Here is a 20279-nt window from a genome sequence, read left to right on the forward strand (position 1 = left end):
TCGACGCTTGTTCGCCTGGTGAACTTGACTTCACCGGATCGGGTTGAGTTTCAGCCCGCGCCCGTGCGGTGTCAACCGCCCGGCACCCGGAACTTCGTGGGTGCCCGAGCGCGGTCAGGTCACCGGGACAGTCGCATAGCGCTCGGTGACGTGCAGGTCGGCCTCGATCGCGGACGCGGCCGCGCGCAGGCGGGGGAGCACGTCGGCGACGCATTCGGCGGCCGTGCGGCGTTCGCTGTGCATGGCCACGTTGACCGCGGCCAGGACCGTTCCCGCGTGGTCGCGGACCGGGACGGCGATGGAACGGACGCCGATCCCCAACTCCTCGGTGACCAGGGCGTAACCGTCGTGGCGGACCCGGGACAGGGCCTCGGTGAGATCGGTGGTCGGGAGGTGGGCGAGCAGCACCTGGCCCAGGGCGGTGGCGGTGGCGGGGAAGCGGGTGCCGGGGGTGATGTCGACGTCCATGATCCGGCGGGTCGCCGCGCGGGCGACGTACTGGATGTCCTGGATGTCCTGGATATCACCGTCCGCGGTGGCGACCGCGAGGGACGACGAGTCCCTGACGTCGGCGGCGAGGGCGTCGAGGTGCGGGGTGGCGATCTTGGCGAGGGTGCTGGCGGCCAGCACCGGGAAGCCGAGGCCGAGGACACGGGGGGTGGGCCGGAACAGCCTGCCGTCGGTGCTGACGTAGCCGAGGTGGTCGAGGGTGATCAACGCGCGGCGGGCGGTGGCGCGGGCGAGACCGGTGGCCTCGGCGACGGCGCTGAGGGTCAATTCCGGCCTGCCCGCGCCGAAGGCGGTGAGCACGGTGAGGCCGCGGGCCAGCGACTCGACGAACTCGCGCCCCAGTTCCTGTTTGGACTCCCCGGTCCACTCGGCGAGACCGGTGCCGTAGGGGTCCACGGTCTGAGCGGAGGTGGTCAGCTCGGCCGTCATGTCCCGGACGGCGTCGGTCAGGCACGGCTGGACCTGGGCGAGCAGCGACTCGGCGGTGTGTCTGCTGGTGTGGCTGGACACGCTCGTCACACAGGCGACCCGGCCGTCCACGCCGTGGACCGGCATCGCCACGGCGACCAGGCCGCGTTCGACGAGTTGGTCGTCGACGGCCCACCCGCGCTCGGCGGCGTCGGCCACCCGGGCCGGGAAGTCGACGTCCAGGTGACGGGGGCTGATGGCGGGGAACCCACGCCCCTCGGGGTCCTCGGCCCGCCGGGTCCGCCACCGCGCCCACTCGGCGTCCGTCCACTCGACCGCGACCAGCGGACCGGCGGCGGTGCGTTCGACGGGAAGTAGGTCGCCGATCCCGAAGGTCAACGACACAGCGCGGCGACGGGGGGAGTGGCGGACGAACCGGATGCCGTCACCGTCTCCGACAGACAACGACACCGACTCGTCCAGCCGCTCACCCAGCCGCCGCACGCTAGGACCCAAGCGGTCCGGTAGGGCTAAGGCGGCCAGGTAGGCGTTGCCGAGTTCGAGCAGCCGAGGAGCCAAGGTGACTTCTCGGCGGTTCACACGCAGGTAGCCCATACGGGCCAGCGTTGCGACGATCCGGTCCACGGTGGACCGGGCGAGGCCGCTGGCGCGCTGCAGTTCGCTCGGGGTCAGCGTCCCGCCCGCCTCGGTGAGGACCCTTGTCACCGCCAGCCCCCGGACCAACGGCGCGACGACGTCGGCGGGCACGGCCGCCGGGTCGGGGTCGTCGGGGGTCGGTCGCATAGGGTCTCCGTCCGGAACGCGCGAGTGGGTCGCGCCTGGACGGTAGAAGACCGCGGACCGACCCCGCCACTCCCGTCAGTTGCCGCCCTGGGTGGGCGCGGTGCCGTTCGGGGCGGCGCCGCCGGGCATGCCGCCGCCGTCCGGGGTGCTGCCCTTCTCGCGGATGGACGTGGCGGTGGCGGTGTCACCGGACTCGGTCGCGATGAGGGTCACGCTCTCGCCGTTGGTCACGGCGGCCGACGAGCTGGACGAGCCGGTGGTGGTGGCGCCGATGGTGGTGCTGGAGTCGATGACGTAGGTCTTGGTGTAGTTGTCGTCGCTGACCACGGTGATGGAGGTGGCGCTGATCGCGGTGACCTTGCCGGTCTGCAGCAGCTCGGTCTTGGTGCCGCCGGAGCTGTCGGAGACCAGGAACTCGCCGTGCAGCGCGTTCATGATGTCCGCGCCGCCGCCCATCCCGCCGCGCATGCCGCCCATCCCGCCGGGGCCGCCCTGGCTGCTGGTCTGGCTGGAGTCGCTGCTCGACGCCGCCCACGCGACCGCGCCGCCGACCCCGGCGATGCCCAACGCGACCGCCACGGTGACCGCCGTCTTCTTCCCGGTCCAGCGGCGGCCACCCGGGTTCGGGGCCTGCTGCCCGCCCCAGGCGGACTCGGTGGCCGGGGTCTCGGTGGACTGGGGGTTCATCTCGGTGCTCCTCTGCTCGGTGGGTACGCACCAAGGTTCGGCGGCGCCGCTGTGTCCGACCTGTGCGGTCGGCCTGATGATCCTGTGGTCCGCTGTGGGTTGCCTGTGCCGTCGAGATGCTGGATTCCCAAGGCGTGGTTCCAAGATCCATTGGTCCGGCTTTACTGTGCGCGACGTGCTCAAACACCTCGCCCTGGCGGCCGCCGCGCTCGTCGCCGTCGCCACCCCCGCCGCCGCTGCCACGCCCACGTCCGACGTCGTCTACTCGGCCCGCTCCACCGGCCAGGTCCTCGCCCTCACCTTCGACGACGGCCCGTCGCCGGACTGGACGCCGAAGGTGCTGGAACTGTTACGCCTGCAGAAAGTCCGCGCCGTCTTCTGCCTGCTCGGCAGCGAGGCCACCAAGTACCCCGACCTGGTCCGCCAGATCGTCGCCGACGGCCACCCGCTGTGCAACCACACGATGACCCACGACGACCTGTCGGCCATGACCGCGGACCAGATCCGCGCCGACCTCACCGCCACCGACACCGCCATCCGCACGGCCGCGGGCAACCCGAACCTCCCCATCCCGTACTTCCGCGCGCCGTTCGGCATCTGGGGCAACAACGTCCCCACCATCGCCGCCTCCCTCGGCCACACCTCCCTCGGCTGGTCCGTGGACCCCCGCGACTGGGACGGCTCCCCGTCAACCGTGATCATCGACCGCCTCAGCACGTCGGTGTACCCGGGCGCGGTAGTCCTCTCCCACGATGGTGGGGGAGACCGCAACCCGACGCTGACCGCGTACCAACAACTGATCCCCCAGTGGAAAACCGCGGGCTGGAAGTTCGACCTCCCCGTCAACACCGCGGGCACCTACCCGTGCACCGCGGGTTCGTGGCAGCGCAACGGAACCTACGTGGCAGGCACCCGCGTCACCCAGGACGGCAAGCTCTACCAAGCCAACTGGTGGACCCGCGACGAACGCCCCACCGCAGCGCCGTGGACCTGGACCAACCTCGGCACCTGCTGACCGATCGGGGCCTGCGCCTCCGCCAGGCCCCTTCGTTTTGGCGTTGCTATCAACTATTGACTATCCCGATGCCGTGGTTGTGTATGCTCGCTGGTAAAAATATCCACTATGCACTATAAAGATAACGGAGAATTGCCACACAGTGGGCGACACCGGTCAACCGGGAATCCATGAGTTCGCACAACCGCAAGGACGGGAAGGGATGTCCACAGGGCGTGATGCCCGCAGATGTCGGCTTCCCGGAAGGCGTCGGTGCCGATCAGGCCCGCGGGTCTGCCGGCCGGTGATCGCCACGATCGGCACCGAGTCCATGTTCGCGTCGGCTGTTCGTCGAGATGAGGACTGGCACCGAGGTATCCACAGGGCTGTGCGTCGAGGTGTGGGACTTGTCGGTGGCTGGGGCTAGGCCGGAAATCGGGGGCTGCTCTGCACGGTGATCTTGGACGGAGCGGATTCGATTGCGCGGCAACGGCTTTCGCCGCGAGCATGCGCCATGGCCACTGACCTGATCAGCCACTACGCCACCGGCCCCGGTGTGGCCACTCGAGTGGGATCCGCATCTGGTCAACGCCTGCGCACCTGTTGTCTGTCTACTGTGGTCAGTTGGTGGCCGCCTGGGCGCAGGGGATGGCGTAGGGGGAGTCGGGGAATGAGGGTGTGAGCACCTGTTGCAGGGCGGCTCGCAGCACGGGGCCGGGTTCCAGGCCGTGCTCGTCGACCAGGCGGGTGCGGATGGTGTTCAGTACGGCCACCGCTTCGGCTTGGCGGCCGCAGGCGGTGAGGAGGCGGGCCCAGCTCGCGTAGACGGCCTCGTCCAGGGGGCGTTCGATGGCGAGGGCGGCCAGGGCTGGGACGGCGGTGAGGTGGTGGCCGGAGGTGATCGCGGCTTCGGCGAGGGTGCAGGCGGCGGCGGTGCGGGTGAGGTCCCATCCCGCTGTGGTGGGGAAATCCGCGGCGACCGGGTGGGCGTCGAGGACGGGGCCGCGCCACAAGGCCAGGGCGGCGGTGAGGTGTTGGACGCGGCAGTGGGTTCGCGGGTCGAGGCCGCGGCCTGCGAGGTCTTCGAAGCGGTCCGCGTCGGTGCCGAAGGGGCCGAGGTCGAGGTGGTAGCTGTCGTGGTCGTGGTTGATCCGGGCGCCGGGGAGGGCGTCGCGGAGCCAGCCGCGCAGGCGGGACACGGCCACGTGCAGGGCCTTCATGCCGGAGGGCGGGAGCGAGTCGGGCCAGGCCAGGTCGAGCAGGTGGCGTTGGGTGACGGCTCGACGGGCGACGGCGAGGGCCATCAGGACCACCCGTTGCACGCCGACCGGGGTGGGCAGCGGGTGGCCGCCGCGGTGGGCGCGCAGCGGGCCGAGGATGTCGAGTCCGCCTGGGTCGTCGCGCACCTGGCCTCCCGGAAAGTCGGTGGTACCGGCGGAAAGCGCCAGCCCCGACTATGCCACCGTCCACAATCACCGTGGGGTGACCCGGAAAGCGGCGCAACCCGTGCGGCGCCGGTCGGCTGACCGCCGGAATGGAGCAGGCGGGTCAGCCGACCGGCGCGGTGGTCAGTCGGTGATGGTGAACCGTGCGTAACCGGCGTCCGGCGCGGTCTGGACCGCGGACCAGACCTGCCGGTCGGTGCCGACCCCGAAGACCTGCAGTCGACCGTCCACGTTGACGCCGAGCGCGGCGCCGCCGGAGAACTTGCCGCCGATGCTGACCGGGGCGGTGAAGGTGCCCGCGCCCGCCGAGGTCTCGGTGACGGTCCAGAACGCGTTGTCGCCGCCCCGGTTGACGGTGGTGAGTCGGCCGTCGGCCTGCCTGCTCACGGCGAACTGGTCCGGGGTCCAGTAGCCGCCGATGTAGGCGTACGTGCCGTAGGCGCCGCTCGGCTCGGTCTGCGGCAGCACGTAGAGGGCGCCGTCGGTGCCGCGGACGAACAGGTAGAGCTTGCCGTCCACGCCGCGCTGGGCGGCCGGGGGAGCGGTGATGACGCCGCCGAGGTAGCCGTAGTCGGGCTGCCAGCCGCCGTTGATGTCGGACTGGGTCTTGACGTAGACGGCGTTGTCGGTACCGCGGACCACGGCGACCAGGCGGCCGTCGGACTGGGCGGCGATCGCGGGGGTGCCGACGATGCCGCCGCCGAGCCCGGTCCAGGTGCCGGTCGTGCCGCTGGGCGCGTCCTGCTTCCACGCCCACAGGTCACCGGCGGTGCCGCGGACCAGGGCGGTCAGCGAGCCGTCGGCGTCGCGGGCCACGGCCGGGTCGTCGGTGAGGCCGCCGCCGATGCGGACCCACGGGCCGAACGGTCCCGCGTCGGTCTGGGTGCGCCACCAGAGGGCGTTGTCGGTGCCGCGGGCGAAGGCGACCAGGTGGCCGTCCGCGTCCCGGTCGACCACGGGTTTGCCCGCGACCTGGCCGGAGCCGATGTTGCGCCAGCCGCCCCAGCCCGCGCCGGGGGTGGCCTGGTTGTCGTACCACAGCGACTTGTCGGCGCCGCGGGTGAACACGGCCAGCGAGCCGTCGACGTCCCGGCCGACCGAGGGGCTCAAGGTGGCGACGGGGCCGAAGCCGACGTCGTTACGCTGGTTCTGCGTGGCCCCGGCCGATCCCGCCACGCCGACCAGCGCGGTGGCCGCGGCGAGGGTGGTGGCCAGCGCCCGGTGCAGCAACGCGCGCATCCTGGTTCCTCCTGACCGCTCCCCGTGCGGGCGTGGACCGCCCACCAGCACCCGGGGGGCGCTCGGGGCCGATGTTCGGCGGTCCGGTTTGCCCGGTGCTTGCAGTGGCCTTGCCCGGCGCTGATGGCGTTGTGGGACAACCGGTTCGGCCGCACCGGGGGTGACGCTGCGTGCGTGTCGGCCCGGTGTTGGTCCGGGTCAGGTGGTGCGGCGGAAGCGGGCCAGCAGGGTGGTGGCGCCGTCGGCGTGGTCGAGGCTGACGTGTTCGGCCAGGGCGGTGATGAGCGGCAGCCCCCACCCGTTGGTGAGACCGGGTTGGCCGGTGGGTGGTTTCCACGTGCCGTGGTCGGTGACCGTCACGGTGACGGTGTGTTCGTCCGCCGTGGCGCGCAGGTGGACCTCGCCGACGTCGGTTCCGGCGTAGCCGTGTTCGATGGCGTTGGCGAGCGCCTCGTCGGCGGCGAGGATGATGTCGCCGCCGCGGGCGGTGGACACGGCGGCCGCGGTGAGCCAGGCGCGCAGTTCGCCGCGCAGCACGGCGAGGTGGTCCGGCTTGGCGGGCACGCGCACCGAGAGGGGTGGGGGCGTGTCCATCCGCGGGGTGCCTTCCTTGCCGGGGGTCGGTGTGAGGGTACCGCCCGGACGCGGGACGTACGCGCTGGCGGGCTTGAGTACGGTTACCGGTGTTCCCTCCGCCGACCGGCGGGCACCGTGACGAGGGATGGGCGATGAGCGACCCGCGAGTGGACAGCGCCCAAACCGGGCCGGGCAGACCGGCCGCGCACGGGGTGGGTGAGGCCGAGTTGCGGCGGCTGCTGGCCGGGTTGACCGCGGTGCGCGACGGGGATTTCGGCACCCGGCTGCCGGACGCGTCGGACGGGTTGCTCGGTGAGATCGCCACGGTGTTCAACGGCATGGTGGACCAGTTGTCGCTGTTCACCTCGGAGGTCACCCGGGTGGCGCGCGAGGTGGGCACCGAGGGTCGGTTGGGTGGTCAGGCCGACGTCAAGGGGGTGTCGGGGACCTGGCGGGACCTGACCGACTCGGTGAACGCGATGGCGGGGAACCTGACGACCCAGGTGCGCGACATCGCCCAGGTGGCGACGGCGGTGGCGAAGGGCGACCTGTCGCAGAAGATCGATGTCGACGCGCGGGGCGAGATCCTGGAGCTCAAGGAGACCGTCAACACGATGGTCGACCAGTTGCGCGCGTTCGCCGACGAGGTCACCCGGGTGGCGCGCGAGGTGGGCAGCGAGGGTCGGTTGGGTGGTCAGGCCGAGGTGCCCGGGGTGGGTGGCACCTGGCGGGACCTGACCGACTCGGTGAACTTCATGGCGGGCAACCTGACCAACCAGGTCCGCAACATCGCCCAGGTGACCACCGCGGTCGCCGGTGGTGACCTGTCCCAGAAGATCACCGTGGACGCGCGCGGTGAGATCCTGGAGTTGAAGAACACGATCAACACGATGGTCGACCAGCTCTCGGCGTTCGCCGATGAGGTGACCCGGGTGGCTCGCGAGGTGGGCACCGAGGGCATCCTCGGTGGTCAGGCCGACGTCAAGGGTGTGTCCGGTACCTGGCGGGACCTGACCGACTCGGTGAACTTCATGGCCGGGAACCTCACCGCGCAGGTGCGGTCGATCGCCCAGGTCGCGACCGCCGTCGCCCGCGGTGACCTGTCCCAGAACATCTCCGTGGACGCGCGCGGTGAGATCCTGGAGTTGAAGAACACGATCAACACGATGGTCGACCAGCTCTCGGCGTTCGCCGATGAGGTGACCCGGGTGGCTCGCGAGGTGGGCACCGAGGGCAGGCTGGGTGGCCAGGCGGACGTGAAGGGCGTGTCCGGTACGTGGAAGGCGCTCACCGAGTCGGTGAACGTCATGGCGGACAACCTGACCGCGCAGGTGCGGTCGATCGCCCAGGTCACCACCGCCGTCGCGAAGGGCGACCTGTCGCAGAAGATCCGGGTCGACGCGCGCGGTGAGATCCTGGAGCTCAAGGAGACCATCAACACGATGGTCGACCAGCTCTCCGCCTTCGCCGACGAAGTGACCCGGGTGGCGCGCGAGGTGGGCACCGAGGGGAACCTGGGTGGTCAGGCGACCGTGCGGGGCGTGTCGGGCACGTGGAAGGCGCTCACCGAGTCGGTGAACGTGATGGCGTCGAACCTGACCGGCCAGGTGCGCTCGATCGTGCAGGTGGCGACGGCGGTGGCGAAGGGCGATCTGTCGCGGAAGATCAACGTCGACGCCAAGGGCGAGGTCGCGGCGTTGGCCGGGGTCATCAACGTCATGGTCGACACGCTGTCCGCGTTCGCCGACGAGGTCACCCGGGTCGCCCGCGAGGTCGGCACGGACGGCATGCTCGGCGGGCAGGCGCGGGTGCCGAACGTGGCGGGCACCTGGAAGGACCTGACCGACAACGTCAACTCGATGGCGAACAACCTGACCAGCCAGGTCCGCAACATCGCCCAGGTGACCACCGCCGTCGCGCAGGGCGACCTGACCCGCAAGATCGACGTGGACGCGTCCGGGGAGATCCTGGAGCTCAAGACCACGATCAACACCATGGTCGACCGGCTCTCGTCGTTCGCCTCCGAAGTCACCCGGGTGGCCCGCGAGGTGGGCACCGAGGGTCGGCTGGGTGGTCAGGCCGAGGTGGAGGGCGTGTCCGGGACCTGGAAGCGGCTGACCGAGAACGTCAACGAGCTGGCCGGGAACCTGACCCGGCAGGTGCGGGCGATCGCCGAGGTGACCTCCGCGGTGGCCGAGGGCGACCTGACCCGGTCGATCAGCGTGGACGCCTCCGGTGAGGTGTCCGAGCTGAAGGACAACATCAACTCGATGGTGGAGTCGCTGCGCCAGTCGACCCAGGCCAACCAGGAACAGGACTGGCTCAAGTCGAACCTGGCCCGGATCTCCGGGTTGATGCAGGGCCACCGGGACCTCAGCGTCGTCGCCGCGCTGGTGATGGACGAGCTGGTCCCGCTGGTCGGCGCCCAGTACGGCGGGTTCTACCTGGCCGAGGACGGTGCCGGGCTGCGGCTGATCGGGTCCTACGGGCACCCGGGCGGGCCGGGCGGGCGGCGGTTCGCGCCGGGGCAGTCGCTGGTGGGGCAGGCGGCGCGGAGCAGGCGGACGATCGCGGTCGACGACCTGCCCGCCGGGTACGTGCGGATCACCTCGGGGCTGGGTGAGGCGGACCCGTCGGCGCTGGTGGTGCTGCCGATCCTGGTCGAGGACCAGGTGCTCGGGGTGATCGAGCTGGCCTCGGTGCGGGCGTTCACCCAGGTGCACCGGGCGTTCCTGGACCAGCTCATGGAGACCATCGGCGTCAACGTCAACACGATCGTCGCCAACGCGCGCACCGACGAGCTGCTGGAGCAGTCGCAGCGGCTCACCGAGGAGCTGCGGGCCCGGTCCAGCGAGCTGCAGGTGCGCCAGGACGAGCTGCAGTCGTCGAACGCGGAGCTGGAGGACAAGGCGGCGTTGCTGGCCGCGCAGAACCGGGACATCGAGACCAAGAACCTGGAGATCGAGCAGGCCCGCCAGGAGCTGGAGGCGCGGGCGCAGCAGTTGGCGCTGGCGTCGAAGTACAAGTCGGAGTTCCTGGCGAACATGAGCCACGAGCTGCGCACCCCGCTCAACAGCCTGCTGATCCTGGCCCAGTTGCTGGCGCAGAACCCGACCCGCAACCTGTCCGCCAAGCAGGTCGAGTACGCCGGGATCATCCACTCGGCTGGCTCCGACCTGCTGCAACTGATCAACGACATCCTCGACCTGTCCAAAGTGGAGGCTGGGAAGATGGACGTCACCCCGGAGCGGGTGGCGGTGCGGCAGTTGCTGGACTACGTGGAGGCCACGTTCCGGCCGCTGACCACGCAGAAGAACCTCGGGTTCCGGGTGACCACGGCGGTCGACGTGCCGTCGCACCTGCTGACCGACGACTCGCGGCTGCGGCAGGTGCTGCGCAACCTGCTGTCCAACGCGGTGAAGTTCACCGAGGCCGGCGAGGTGGAGTTGGTGATAGAGCTGGCCGAGCGGGCGGAGCCGCCGCACCCGGTGTCCCCGCACGGGCCGGTGGTGGCGTTCCGGGTCCGCGACACCGGCATCGGCATCGCCGAGGAGCAACTGGAGTCGATCTTCGGGGCGTTCCAGCAGGCGGACGGCACGACCAGCCGCAAGTACGGCGGCACCGGGCTGGGGCTGTCCATCAGCCGGGAGATCGCGCACCTGCTCGGCGGGGCGGTCACCGCGCAGAGCGCGCCCGGTCGCGGGTCCACCTTCACCCTGTACCTGCCGGTGACCCGGCCGGACTTCGAGTCCCGGCCGGAGACCGGTCCGGGGGAGAACGCCGAACCCGGCCAGGTCGAGCCGCGCCGGTTGCTGGTCGTCGAGCAGCGGGCCCGCGGGCTGCTGTCGCTGGTCGCGGAGAGCGCGGTGATCGACGTGACCGGGGAGCTGGGCGAGCGGCACCGGCCGATCGAGGTGATCACCACCGTCGGCGCGCAGGAGGCGGCGGCCGCGTTGGCCGGTGGGCCGTTCCACTGCGTCGCGGTGGAACTGGACATGCCGGACGACGCCGCGGTCCGGCTGCTGCGGGACCTGCCCGGCGACCCGACGTCCCGCGCGGTCCCGGTGCTGGCCTACAACAACCGGCGCCTCGCCCCCGAGCAGGAGGCGTCGCTGCGCGCGAACGGCGACCGGCGGCGACTGGAGCTGCTGTCCAGTTTGGACGAACTGCGCGAGCGGATAGCGCTGCACCTCGGTGCCGACGACGTGCTGCCGCTGGTGCGGTCCACCGGGTCGGTACAGGCGCCGAGCGTGGACGACCGGTTGGCGGGTCGCAAGGTGCTGGTGGTCGACGACGACGCCCGCAACGTGTTCGCGCTGACCAGCATCCTGGAGCTGAACGGGATGCGGGTGCTGCAGGCGGAGAACGGCCGCCGCGGCATCGAGATCCTCGACCAGCACCCGGACGTCGACCTGATCCTGATGGACGTGATGATGCCGGAGCTCGACGGCTACGCGGCCACCGCGTCGATCCGGTCCAGGCCCGAGCACGCCGAGTTGCCGATCATCGCCGTCACCGCCAAGGCCATGCCGGGCGACCGGGAGAAAAGCCTGGCGTCGGGCGCCACCGACTACGTCACGAAACCGCTGGACGCCGACGACCTGATGGCCCGCGTGCACCGCTGGCTGGGCGACTGAGGCCGCCCGTGCCGACTCCCCGCGAGCTGCCCGGCCAGGGCCGCCCTGACGTGCTGGACTCACTGGACACGGTGGGCGCGGCAGACAAGGTGGACCGGTTGGCGGACACGGTCGAGCGGCTGCGCGCCCAGGTCCGGCACGCGCAGGCCAACGCCGACGGCCGCGCGCTGCTGGAGTTGGCCCGCGGGGTGCTGGTGGAGCGGTTGCACTGCGGTCCGGCGGCGGCAGCGGCGCAGTTGGCCGGGCTGGCGCGGCGGGCCGGGCGCTCGGAGCTGGAACTGGCGGCCGACATCGTCGACCAGGCGGCCCAGGACGGGCTGAGCGAGGCCGCGCGCCAGTTCATCACCGAACTGGTTGCCGGGGACGCCGACAGCACCAAGGCCACAGAGGACACAAGGGCCGCTCAGGACACTGTGGACACTCGGGACGCTGTGGGCTCCGAGAGCGCCGGGGATGGTGGGACCGCCGTGCCGGTGGCGTTGCGGCTGCGGATGGCGGAAACCGGTGTGGTGGCGGCGAACGACACGCAGGGCATCGCGGAGTCGTTGCTGGAACACGCTTTGGTGCCGTTGGACGCCATCGCGGTCGCGGTGTGGTCGGTGGGCGCCGACCTGTCGTTGGCGCTGGTCGGCGCCGCCGGGTTCGCCGCGGACGAGGGCGGCCGCTGGCAGTACGTGCCGCCCGGGGTGGAGACCCCGGCCCGGCGCGCGGTGGACCAGCGCGACGTCGAGTGGGTGCCGTCGCTCTCGGCGTCGACACTGCCCTCGATCGGGCAGCGGGACGTGCCGGACGGGGCGCGCGCCGCGGTCCCGGCGATGCTCGGCGGCCGGATCGTCGGTGTGTTGGAGGTGTGCTGGCCGCGGCCGGTGGGCGAGTTGGCGCCGACCGCGTGGCGGCAGTTGGTCGCGCTGGCGCGGTTGTGCGCGCACACCCTGGACGAGCCCGGCACCGTGGTGGCGGGGGCGAACGCGGGTGACGAGGTGGGTGAGTTGGCCGTTCTCGCCGACAGCCTGCGCGACCCGGCCATGGTGCTGCGCCCGCACCGCGACAGCACCGGCGGCCTGGCCGATTTCCGGATCACGCACGCCAACCCGCGGCTGCTCGGCCTGCTCGGCAGACCGGGCGACGAGGTCATCGGGGCGTTGCTGCTGGAGGCGTACCCGCTCTCGGCGAGTGGGCTGTCGGACCGGGTGGAGCGGGTGTTCGCGACGGGTGAGCCGTTCCGCGCCGACCGGGTCGACTTCGCGGCACTGGTGCGGCAGGTCCCGCTGACCGCCGCCATCGGTCTCGCGGTCAGCCGGGTCGGCGGCGCGGTACTGGTCGTCTGGCACGTCGAGGACGAGGCGACCAGGCTGGCGAACCTGCTGCAGCACGCGCAGCGGCTGGGCCGGATCGGCGGGTTCGAGGAGAACCTGGTGACCGGCGAGATCGACTGGAACAGCGAGCTGTTCGCCCTCTACGGGCTGCCGCCCACCGCGGACCCGGTGCCGCTGGAGCAGTTGACCCGGCACGCGCACCCGGACGACGCCGTGGTCATCGGCCGGTTCCTGCGGACCGTGCTGCACCACCACCGGCCCGCGTCCACCGCGTTCCGGCTGCGCCGTCCGGACGGGGTGGCCAGGCACATCCGGGTCATCGCCGAACCGGTGCCCGACAACGGTCACGCCGTCCGCGGCGCCTACCAGGACATCTCGGCCCAGCACTGGACCGAGGTGGCGCTCGCGGCGACCCGGGAGCAGTTGGCGCACAGCGAACAGCAGGCCGTCGAACGCAACCGGCTGACCCTGCAGTTGCAGCACGCGATCATGCCGCCCGCGCAGAACGCCCTGCGCACCCCGCACCTGGACGTCGCCGTCCGCTACCGCCCCGCCGAGAAGGAACACCTCATCGGCGGCGACTGGTACGACGCGGTCGTGCTGCCCTCGAAGCAGATCCTGCTGTGCGTCGGCGACATCGCCGGGCACGGCATCGAGGCCGCCACCAGCATGGTCGTCCTGCGCAACGCCCTGCGCGGCCTGACCGCCACCGGCGCCGGTCCCGCGCAACTGCTGAGCTGGTTGAACCTGGTGACCCGCCACCTCACCGACCACGTCACCGCGACCGCCGTCTGCGCCCTGTTCGACCCGCCCACCCGATCGCTGCGGTGGGCGCGAGCCGGTCACCTGCCGCCGGTGCTGATCCAACAGGGCCAAGCCGCGACCCTGCCCCTGATCGGCGGCCCCCTCCTCGGCGGCCTGGCGTCGCCCGCCTACGAGGAATCACAACTCACCATCTCCCCCGGCGACACCCTGCTCCTCTACACCGACGGCCTCATCGAACGAAAAGACCGCACCGTCGAGGAGTCCCTGTCCCGCCTCCTGGTCACCGCCGCCCGCGGCACCCCCACCCTCGACCAACGCCTCGACCGCCTCCTCACCCACAGCAACTCGGACACGGACGACGACACCTGCATCGTCGGCTTCCAGTTGCGGTGACCCTTGGTCGTCGCAACGCTCGTGGATGATGTCTACAGTGGATCGCATGGCACTCGACCTCGCCACCGCGGGCCCGTTCACCGAGTTGGACCACGAACTGTCGTTGCCCGCCGACCCGGTCGCCATCTGTGCTCTCGTGCGCGAACTGGTCATCCAACCGCACGAGGCGCCCGACCAGACCCGCCTCGCCGAGAACCAACTGCGGCCCGCCCGCGACCTGGTCCGGACGTTGCTCACCCTCGACCCGGGCCCGCTCACCGCCGGACGGCCGCCGGAGCACCGGGTCATCGGTACCTGCCGCCACTTCGCCGTGCTCGCCTGCGCGTTGCTGCGGTACCAGGGCATAGCCGCCCGCGCTCGCTGTGGCTTCGCCACCTACTTCCAGCCCGACCGCGGGCTCGACCACTGGATCGTCGAGTACCACGCAGGCACCCGCTGGATCCGCCTCGACCCCGAAACCCTCGGCGGAACCGTTGTCGCCAACGCCCACGACCTCACCCCCGACCAGTTCCGCACCGGCGGCGAAGCCTGGCAAGCACACCGCTGCGGCCAGATCGACGCCGCCCACTACGGCGTGTACGGCACGGAGAACTTCGGACCGGCCGAGATCAGCGGCAACGCCGTCCGTGACCTGGCTTGCCTCAACAAAGTCGAGACCCTCCCCTGGGACGAATGGGGCCAGATGACCGCTGCCTACGCGGGCACCACCGACTCGGAGTACGACACCCTAATCGACCGGGTCGCTGCCGTGTGCGCCACCGACGACCCCGCGGCGATCGCAGACCTCTACACCCACCCCGACCTGCGCGTTCCGGACACCCTGATCCGGTCGAGCCATTAGTGGTTCGCGGGCGGGGGTTGGGGCTCGGTAGGGTCCGCGACCGGGGAGGTGGCGGTGGTGGAGACGACCACGTTGTGGCGGCCGGTGGGGCCGGTGGAGTTGCGGTTGGTCGAGGAGTCCGGGTGGCGTGCCTGGCCGCCGAGGTTGCCGGAGCAGCCCGTCTTCTACCCGGTGCTCAACGAGGACTACGCCGTTCGGATCGCGCGGGACTGGAATGTTCGGCACGACGGTGCGGGCTATGTCACCAGGTTCGAAGTGGACAGTGCGTTCCTCGGGCGGTACCCGGTGCGGCAGGCGGGTGGGCGGACGATCCTGGAGTTGTGGGTCCCGGCTGAGGAGTTGGCCGAGTTCAACGACCACATCGTCGGTCTGATCGAGGTGGTGCGCGAGTTCCGCTGACGGGGCCTCACGGACTCGTCGGCGCCGTGGGGGATGGCTCGGAGGTCGGGACTGTTGTCGAGGGTTCCGATGTCGGTGCCTCCGACGACGTGTTGTGTGTCGTCGTGGGGGTTGCGGACGACGACGGCGGCGGGGTGCTGGTGGTTGTGCTGGTGGCCTTGGTCGACGTGGTCACCGGCGCGCTCGACGACGGTGGGGCGTCCTTCTGCAGTACGGCCGCGATGTCCTGTTTGACGCCTTCCAGGGCCGCGTCGATCTGGGTGGCGGTCATGCCGCGGAGTTGGGTGGCGAGGGCGGTCATGCGGGACCAGATGGTGGTGATCTCGGTGAGTGCGGCCGCGCTCGGTTGGTGGGACACGGTGACCACTAGCTGGGAGGCCAGGGCGTAGGTCAGGCATTCCACACAGGAGTGGTTCACCGCCACCGCGATGTTCTCCGGGACGATCACGTTGGCCTGGCCGACGATCAGCACGACCTGGAACGCGATCGCGACGGTGGCGCAGGTGTGGCAGCTCGCGAGGGCCCAGGCCTCGTTGCGGTTGTCGACCGTGTCGCCGGTGGCCCAGACGAGGGCGAAGGAGACCTCGTACTTCACCGAGCCGTCGGTGGTGTTGATGGCCAGCGCCTGGTTGTCGCCGGGGCGGGGCGGGTCCGGGCGGTCGAACGGGAAGACCCAGCCGGGGGTCGACGGGTCGGCGCCGACCGGGCGCAGCACGAGCGCGGGGACGGGCTTGTCCCGGGTGGGCACGGTGGAACCCTGCGGCATCAACAGTTTCCGCGTGGAGGCAACGGGGGCAGCGGCGGTTCCCCGGTCGGCGACCCCGCGCGGCGCGGCGGCGCCCATGGGCAGGACGTCCTGGACGGTGCCGCGTTCGTTCGGCTGGATCGGACGGTAGCGGTCGCTGTCCGGCCACCACGCCCACGCCAAACCGGCCAGTACCGCCGCCAGCGCGACCACGGCGACAACCCGTCGGCCGGGTTTGCCCGCGGACCAGCGACCCACCTTGGCGCCTGTCCGTTTCACCATCCGGACCATCATGTACAGCGAGCCCAGGACCGGCACCGCCACGGCGATGATCGCCAGGACGCGCACGCCCGCTCGGGCCAGGTCGCCCTTGTCGAACGCCACCCCCAGCGCCAGCGACTGCTGTTGCACGCTGTGCACGGCGGTTCCGACCAGCCGGGGCAGCGTCAGCACCATCAGCAGCAGGCTGGTGATCAGCATCGGGACCACCACGACCACCCAGAGCGTCACCACCGCCCGTGCCCACGGCTTGAGGACGGTCGCTTCCGGTGAGCGCCACTTGTGCGGCAGCAGACCGACCAGCGTCGGCTTGATCCGGTGGAACAGGTCCGGCACGCCGGTCAGGTCGGCCAGCACGTGGTAGCCGTCGAAGCGGACCATCGGCGCCAGTTGGCGGACCATCTGCAGCAACTGCGTCGCGATGACCAGCAGCAACGCGTCCCAATGGGACAGCCACCACGCGCCGAACATGGCGACGGCGATGATGGCGTTGAAGTACAGCCCGCCGAGGTCGGTGCGCAGGCGACCCGCGCGGCCGAGGCGGTAGCTGTCGGTGACGTCGGTGTAGAACGCGGGCCACAGCAGGTAGACGCCGAACCCCATCGCGCCCGGAGTCGCGCCGCCGTAGCGGGCCGCGGCGGCGTGGCCGAACTCGTGGAAGCCCGCGGACACGATGGTCACCGCGAACACCAGCAGCAGCAACGAAGGCTGGCTGAACGCCTGGTACGCCGCGCCCGCCAGGCCCTTGTCGAACAGGACCCAGTAGCCGACCCCGACGAACGCGGCGACCAGCGCCAGCACCACCAGCGGGTGGAACAGCCAGGTGAACGGCGCGGTCACCCGGCGGGTCAGCTCCGGCTTCGAGATCACGCACCGCAGCCGCAACCCCAGCAGCGGGTTCGCCTTGCGCGGCCGGGGATCGCTTCCGTCGGCGCCCTTCAGCACGCCCAGCGGACGCAGTTTCGCGTCCAGCAGGGTCCGGATGTCGTCTGCGGTCACCCGGCGGCCGATGGCGGTGCCGACCCGGGCGGCGATGCCGTCGTGGTCGGTCTCGCCGTCGACCGCTTCCAGGACCCGGTACAGCAGGGGCGTCAACTGCAGCACCTGACCGTCCGCGCGGCGCACCAGCGCCGGTGGGCGCCGGTAGCCGGAACCGCGCATCTCCCCGATCAACCGCACCCCGTCCGCGCGGCGCGGCGGGGCTTCGGAATTGGGTCGGCGCGGAACCACCGCCGGGCGGGACGCGCTCGCGTCCCGCCCGGTCGAGGTGCCGGGCCCCGAGGTGACACTCATCAGGGCGGCCCTTCCTTACTGGTGGATGTCGGCGCTCTGCTCGCCGGTGGCCTCGGCGTTGCCCTGGATGTCCTGGTTGATCACGGCGGTCTGGTGCGCGACGGCGGCGGACTGGGAGGCGTCCGAGCCGATGTTGGCCGACACGGCGGCGTCGATCGGGGCGGCCACGTTGGCCTGGGCGGCGACCGCGCCGTTGATCGGGGCGGTGAGGTTGAGGTCGCCCTTGATGTTGGCGTCCACGTTGAGCAGGCCGCCGTTGAGCGCGCCCTCGATGTCGCCGGGCACGTCGGCCGTGCTGCCGGTGTGGGCGGGCGGCGTGGTCGGGGTGGTCGGGCCGGTGGGGTTGGTCGGGGCCGGGTTGCCGTGGTCGGTCGCCGACTGGTCGATCCCGCTGTCCTGGTGCGAGTGCGCGACCGAGTTGCCGTGGATGCCCTGGGTGATGCCCGCGGCCTGCTCGGCCATGGCCTGCGCGGTCGAGCCGTGCGAGAGCACGTTCGCGCCGACCGCGGCGTCGATGGGCGCGGCGACGTTGGCGTTCGCGGCCACCGCCAGGTCGATCGGGGCGGCCAGGTCGAGCCCGAGGTCGAGGTCGACGTTCAGGTCGAGCAGCGAGTACACCTCTTTGTCCGGCAGCGCGGTGCCCGCCTCGGCGGCCAGGTCGGCGGCGGACAACGGCGGCAGGTCATTGGCCTGGTTGGTTCGCTCCATGTCGCGATCGGTACCACTGGCGCGGGCCGGTGAAACGGTGTGAAGGAACAGTGAGACGTCGTCGGAGAAATGTTTCTCGGTGGTCGAGAGACATTTTCCGGGCCTCCCGGTGCTGATGGTGGCCTTGCAGGCGTTGTTTCGTGATCTAGCCCGCCGGGTATCCAAGCACTATTTTGCCAATCGTCTACACGTGGGGTGAAAAGACTTCACGATCCACTGTGAACACCTCGGCTGATCCGATTTGGACGACCGTTGAGCAGCGCTCACTTCACCGTCCCGGCCACCCGAATGTCGTAGTGACGTCACACACACGGGGAGCGCTACCAGTCATCCGGTGGTCCCGTGCGTGGTCAAGATCGAACATGGTGTACGGCATTGCGCCAATCGGGTGGTGACTCGCCGGGAGGTATCCCGCTGCACCGGAGAAGGCCCATATCCTCCCGGGCGCACACCACGAAGAAGTGAGGACCGTGAGTCGACCTGTCCAGTGGCGGCGGACAACCCGCCCGGACCAGTACACCCGGCCACCGCGCTGCCAAACGCAGCGGTGTCCGGCATGACCCGACCGGCGCAATACGGAAAGAGCGAACCGGGACTGCTCGCCGACGAGTTCTTCCTCTCCGGACTGGACGACATGACCGGCGAACAACGGTTGGAACCGCAGGCCCTCGCGGTGGGGCTGGCCGCCGCCGTGCTGGGCGAGCTGGTGCTGACCCGGCACGTCGTGATCGACGACGGCAGGCTGCGCGTCGCGGACGTCGCGGTGGCCGACGAGCTGCAGGAACGGGTCCGGCAGTGGGTGCGCAAGGACCAGACCGTGGTGGTCGCCAAGGACTGGATCCGGGTCCTGGTCGCCCGGAACATCGCCGACCTGGTGCGGCACCGGATGCTGGCGGCGGGCAAGGTGGTGCGGACCTCCCGGCGCAGGCTGCTGCGCAGGCCGCTGGAGCTGTACGTGCCGCCGTCGCTGAGCACGGCGGCCGCCGCGGGCGTGCGCATCGCGGGCACGCTGGGCGTCCCGCGGCCGCTGTCACCGACCGACCTGCTGCTCGCCGCGCTGCTGCGCGCCACCGGCCGGGACCGGGAAATCCTCAGCCACTGCGCCCCGTCGGTACACGAGGAACTCGACCGGCAACTACACGACCACCTCACCTCCAGCGCACGCCAACTCGTCAACCACGCGACCGAGGTACTGGTCACCGAGGCCGTGACGCCGCTGTTCTGACCCGCCTCCGATCCGCCCCGACCCCCGCCGTGACCAAGGACCAAGCCGCGACCAAGGCCCGGATCCGGCCTTGACCCAGCTTGATCCGACTCGACCAAGTCTCGACCTGGTCCTGATCCAGTGCCCGCCCCGACGTGAGTTCAGCGTTCACCCGGACCCGACCCACCTGGCCCAGCCCCGACCCGACCAAGCCGCGACTCAGTCCTGATCCAGCCCGCACCGACGCGAGCCCGCGACCACCTGGTCCCGACCGGGCCTTGACCCACTTGATCGCCTACAACCCGACCTGACCGAGCCTCGACCCGGTCCTGATCCGGCGTCTGCCCCCTGTCCGCCCGAACCGACCGCCATCTTCCCCACCTGGTCCCAAGAGGAGAGACCGTGTCCACAACCGCAGCCCAAACACTGGCCGGGCAACGCGTGTCGACCGCGGGCGTGGTGTTCTTCACCGCGTCCGCCGCCACCCCGCTGACGGTGTGCGCCGCGATCGTGACGACCGGGCTGGCCGCCACCGGCAAGCTCGGGTTACCGCTCGCGTTCATCATCATCGCCGCCGTGTTGGCCGTGTTCAGCGTCGGCTATGTCGCGATGGCCCGCCGGGTGCCCAACGCGGGCGCCTTCTACACCTACGTCAGCCTCGGCCTCGGCAGGCCTGCCGGGGTCGGCGCGTCCTGGGTGGCGTTGTTGGCCTACAACGCCCTGCAGATCGGACTGTACGGGGCGATTGGCCCGACTCTCGCGCCGTTGCTCGCCAAGTGGTTCGGCGTCGACGTGCCGTGGTGGGGGATCGCGCTCGTGGCGTGGGCGGTGGTCGCGGTGCTGGGTCTGCGCCGGATCAAGCACTCCGCGCGGGTGCTGCTCGTGCTGCTGGCCGCCGAGGTGGCGCTGCTGTTGGTCTACAGTGTGGCGAACGTGGCGCACCCGGCGCCGGGTGGGCCGAACCTCGCGGGCCTGAACGTGGGTGACCTGCTCGGTGCCGCGCTCGGTCCGCTGCTGGGTCTCGCGGTGCTCGGGT

14 protein-coding genes are annotated in these 20279 nt (G+C 71.1%); 7 read left to right on the plus strand and 7 right to left on the minus strand.

Features of this window, described 5'->3' with window-relative positions:
- Positions 1 to 114: 114 nt before the first annotated feature.
- Positions 115 to 1722 (minus strand): IclR family transcriptional regulator domain-containing protein, encoded by a 1608-nt coding sequence (locus H504_RS43870; RefSeq protein WP_026423283.1) that lies wholly within the window; start codon positions 1720 to 1722, stop codon positions 115 to 117.
- Positions 1723 to 1797: 75 nt separating this feature from the next.
- On the minus strand, positions 1798 to 2409 hold the full coding sequence (locus H504_RS0113910) for a hypothetical protein (RefSeq protein ID WP_026423284.1): 612 nt from the start codon (positions 2407 to 2409) through the stop codon (positions 1798 to 1800).
- A gap of 175 nt (positions 2410 to 2584) precedes the next feature.
- Between H504_RS0113910 and H504_RS0113915 the strand changes: the two genes are divergently transcribed.
- Entirely contained in the window at positions 2585 to 3424 is an 840-nt protein-coding gene (locus H504_RS0113915; RefSeq protein ID WP_035304315.1) for a polysaccharide deacetylase family protein, read from the plus strand.
- A 599-nt stretch (positions 3425 to 4023) separates the two neighbouring features.
- Here H504_RS0113915 and H504_RS0113920 read toward each other — a convergent pair.
- The 3 genes from H504_RS0113920 to H504_RS0113930 form a co-directional block, all read right to left on the minus strand.
- Entirely contained in the window at positions 4024 to 4809 is a 786-nt protein-coding gene (locus H504_RS0113920; RefSeq protein WP_026423286.1) for an AfsR/SARP family transcriptional regulator, read from the minus strand.
- Between the two features lie 162 nt (positions 4810 to 4971).
- Positions 4972 to 6087, minus strand: coding sequence for a PLL family lectin (locus H504_RS34920; protein ID WP_051385818.1), 1116 nt, complete (start codon positions 6085 to 6087; stop codon positions 4972 to 4974).
- Positions 6088 to 6285: 198 nt separating this feature from the next.
- Positions 6286 to 6681, minus strand: a complete 396-nt coding sequence (locus H504_RS0113930) for an ATP-binding protein (protein WP_026423287.1) — start codon at positions 6679 to 6681, stop codon at positions 6286 to 6288.
- A gap of 134 nt (positions 6682 to 6815) precedes the next feature.
- Between H504_RS0113930 and H504_RS0113935 the strand changes: the two genes are divergently transcribed.
- The 4 genes from H504_RS0113935 to H504_RS0113950 are packed head-to-tail and all read left to right on the plus strand — an operon-like array spanning position 6816 to position 15014.
- Positions 6816 to 11300 carry a HAMP domain-containing protein gene (locus H504_RS0113935; RefSeq protein ID WP_035304289.1) on the plus strand — a complete coding sequence of 1495 codons (4485 nt, stop codon included), beginning with the start codon at positions 6816 to 6818 and terminating at the stop codon, positions 11298 to 11300.
- A gap of 8 nt (positions 11301 to 11308) precedes the next feature.
- Positions 11309 to 13774, plus strand: coding sequence for a SpoIIE family protein phosphatase (locus tag H504_RS34925; RefSeq protein WP_084467671.1), 2466 nt, complete (start codon positions 11309 to 11311; stop codon positions 13772 to 13774).
- Positions 13775 to 13820: 46 nt separating this feature from the next.
- The gene (locus H504_RS0113945; protein ID WP_211239315.1) at positions 13821 to 14615 is read left to right on the plus strand and encodes a transglutaminase domain-containing protein; all 795 of its coding nucleotides are present in this window, start codon (positions 13821 to 13823) and stop codon (positions 14613 to 14615) included.
- A gap of 54 nt (positions 14616 to 14669) precedes the next feature.
- Positions 14670 to 15014 (plus strand): hypothetical protein, encoded by a 345-nt coding sequence (locus H504_RS0113950; protein ID WP_211239316.1) that lies wholly within the window; start codon positions 14670 to 14672, stop codon positions 15012 to 15014.
- Positions 15015 to 15021: 7 nt separating this feature from the next.
- On the opposite strand, the gene H504_RS34930 is transcribed toward H504_RS0113950, so the two are convergent.
- Positions 15022 to 17331 carry a zinc metalloprotease gene (locus H504_RS34930; RefSeq protein ID WP_051385821.1) on the minus strand — a complete coding sequence of 770 codons (2310 nt, stop codon included), beginning with the start codon at positions 17329 to 17331 and terminating at the stop codon, positions 15022 to 15024.
- A gap of 15 nt (positions 17332 to 17346) precedes the next feature.
- Positions 17347 to 18039 carry a hypothetical protein gene (locus tag H504_RS0113960; protein ID WP_035304290.1) on the minus strand — a complete coding sequence of 231 codons (693 nt, stop codon included), beginning with the start codon at positions 18037 to 18039 and terminating at the stop codon, positions 17347 to 17349.
- Between the two features lie 556 nt (positions 18040 to 18595).
- On the opposite strand from H504_RS0113960, the gene H504_RS0113965 reads away from it, so the two are divergent.
- Both H504_RS0113965 and H504_RS0113970 read left to right on the plus strand, forming a co-directional pair.
- The gene (locus H504_RS0113965) at positions 18596 to 19264 is read left to right on the plus strand and encodes a GPP34 family phosphoprotein (protein WP_026423292.1); all 669 of its coding nucleotides are present in this window, start codon (positions 18596 to 18598) and stop codon (positions 19262 to 19264) included.
- Positions 19265 to 19645: 381 nt separating this feature from the next.
- The coding region (locus H504_RS0113970) for an amino acid permease (protein ID WP_026423293.1) at positions 19646 to 20279 on the plus strand (634 nt) is incomplete at its 3' end.

This window comes from Actinokineospora inagensis DSM 44258 (genome assembly GCF_000482865.1).
GTDB classification, from domain to species: domain Bacteria; phylum Actinomycetota; class Actinomycetes; order Mycobacteriales; family Pseudonocardiaceae; genus Actinokineospora; species Actinokineospora inagensis.

Excerpts from the sequence above, each read along its gene's own strand:
- H504_RS0113945 (WP_211239315.1), top strand. The coding sequence starts at position 13,821 with ATGGCACTCGACCTCGCCACCGCGGGCCCGTTCACCGAGTTGGACCAC.
- H504_RS0113930 (WP_026423287.1), bottom strand. The coding sequence starts at position 6,681 with ATGGACACGCCCCCACCCCTCTCGGTGCGCGTGCCCGCCAAGCCGGAC.
- H504_RS34930 (WP_051385821.1), bottom strand. The coding sequence starts at position 17,331 with ATGAGTGTCACCTCGGGGCCCGGCACCTCGACCGGGCGGGACGCGAGC.
- H504_RS43870 (WP_026423283.1), bottom strand. The coding sequence starts at position 1,722 with ATGCGACCGACCCCCGACGACCCCGACCCGGCGGCCGTGCCCGCCGAC.
- H504_RS34920 (WP_051385818.1), bottom strand. The coding sequence starts at position 6,087 with ATGCGCGCGTTGCTGCACCGGGCGCTGGCCACCACCCTCGCCGCGGCC.
- H504_RS0113965 (WP_026423292.1), top strand. The coding sequence starts at position 18,596 with ATGACCCGACCGGCGCAATACGGAAAGAGCGAACCGGGACTGCTCGCC.
- H504_RS0113910 (WP_026423284.1), bottom strand. The coding sequence starts at position 2,409 with ATGAACCCCCAGTCCACCGAGACCCCGGCCACCGAGTCCGCCTGGGGC.
- H504_RS0113935 (WP_035304289.1), top strand. The coding sequence starts at position 6,816 with ATGAGCGACCCGCGAGTGGACAGCGCCCAAACCGGGCCGGGCAGACCG.
- H504_RS0113960 (WP_035304290.1), bottom strand. The coding sequence starts at position 18,039 with ATGGAGCGAACCAACCAGGCCAATGACCTGCCGCCGTTGTCCGCCGCC.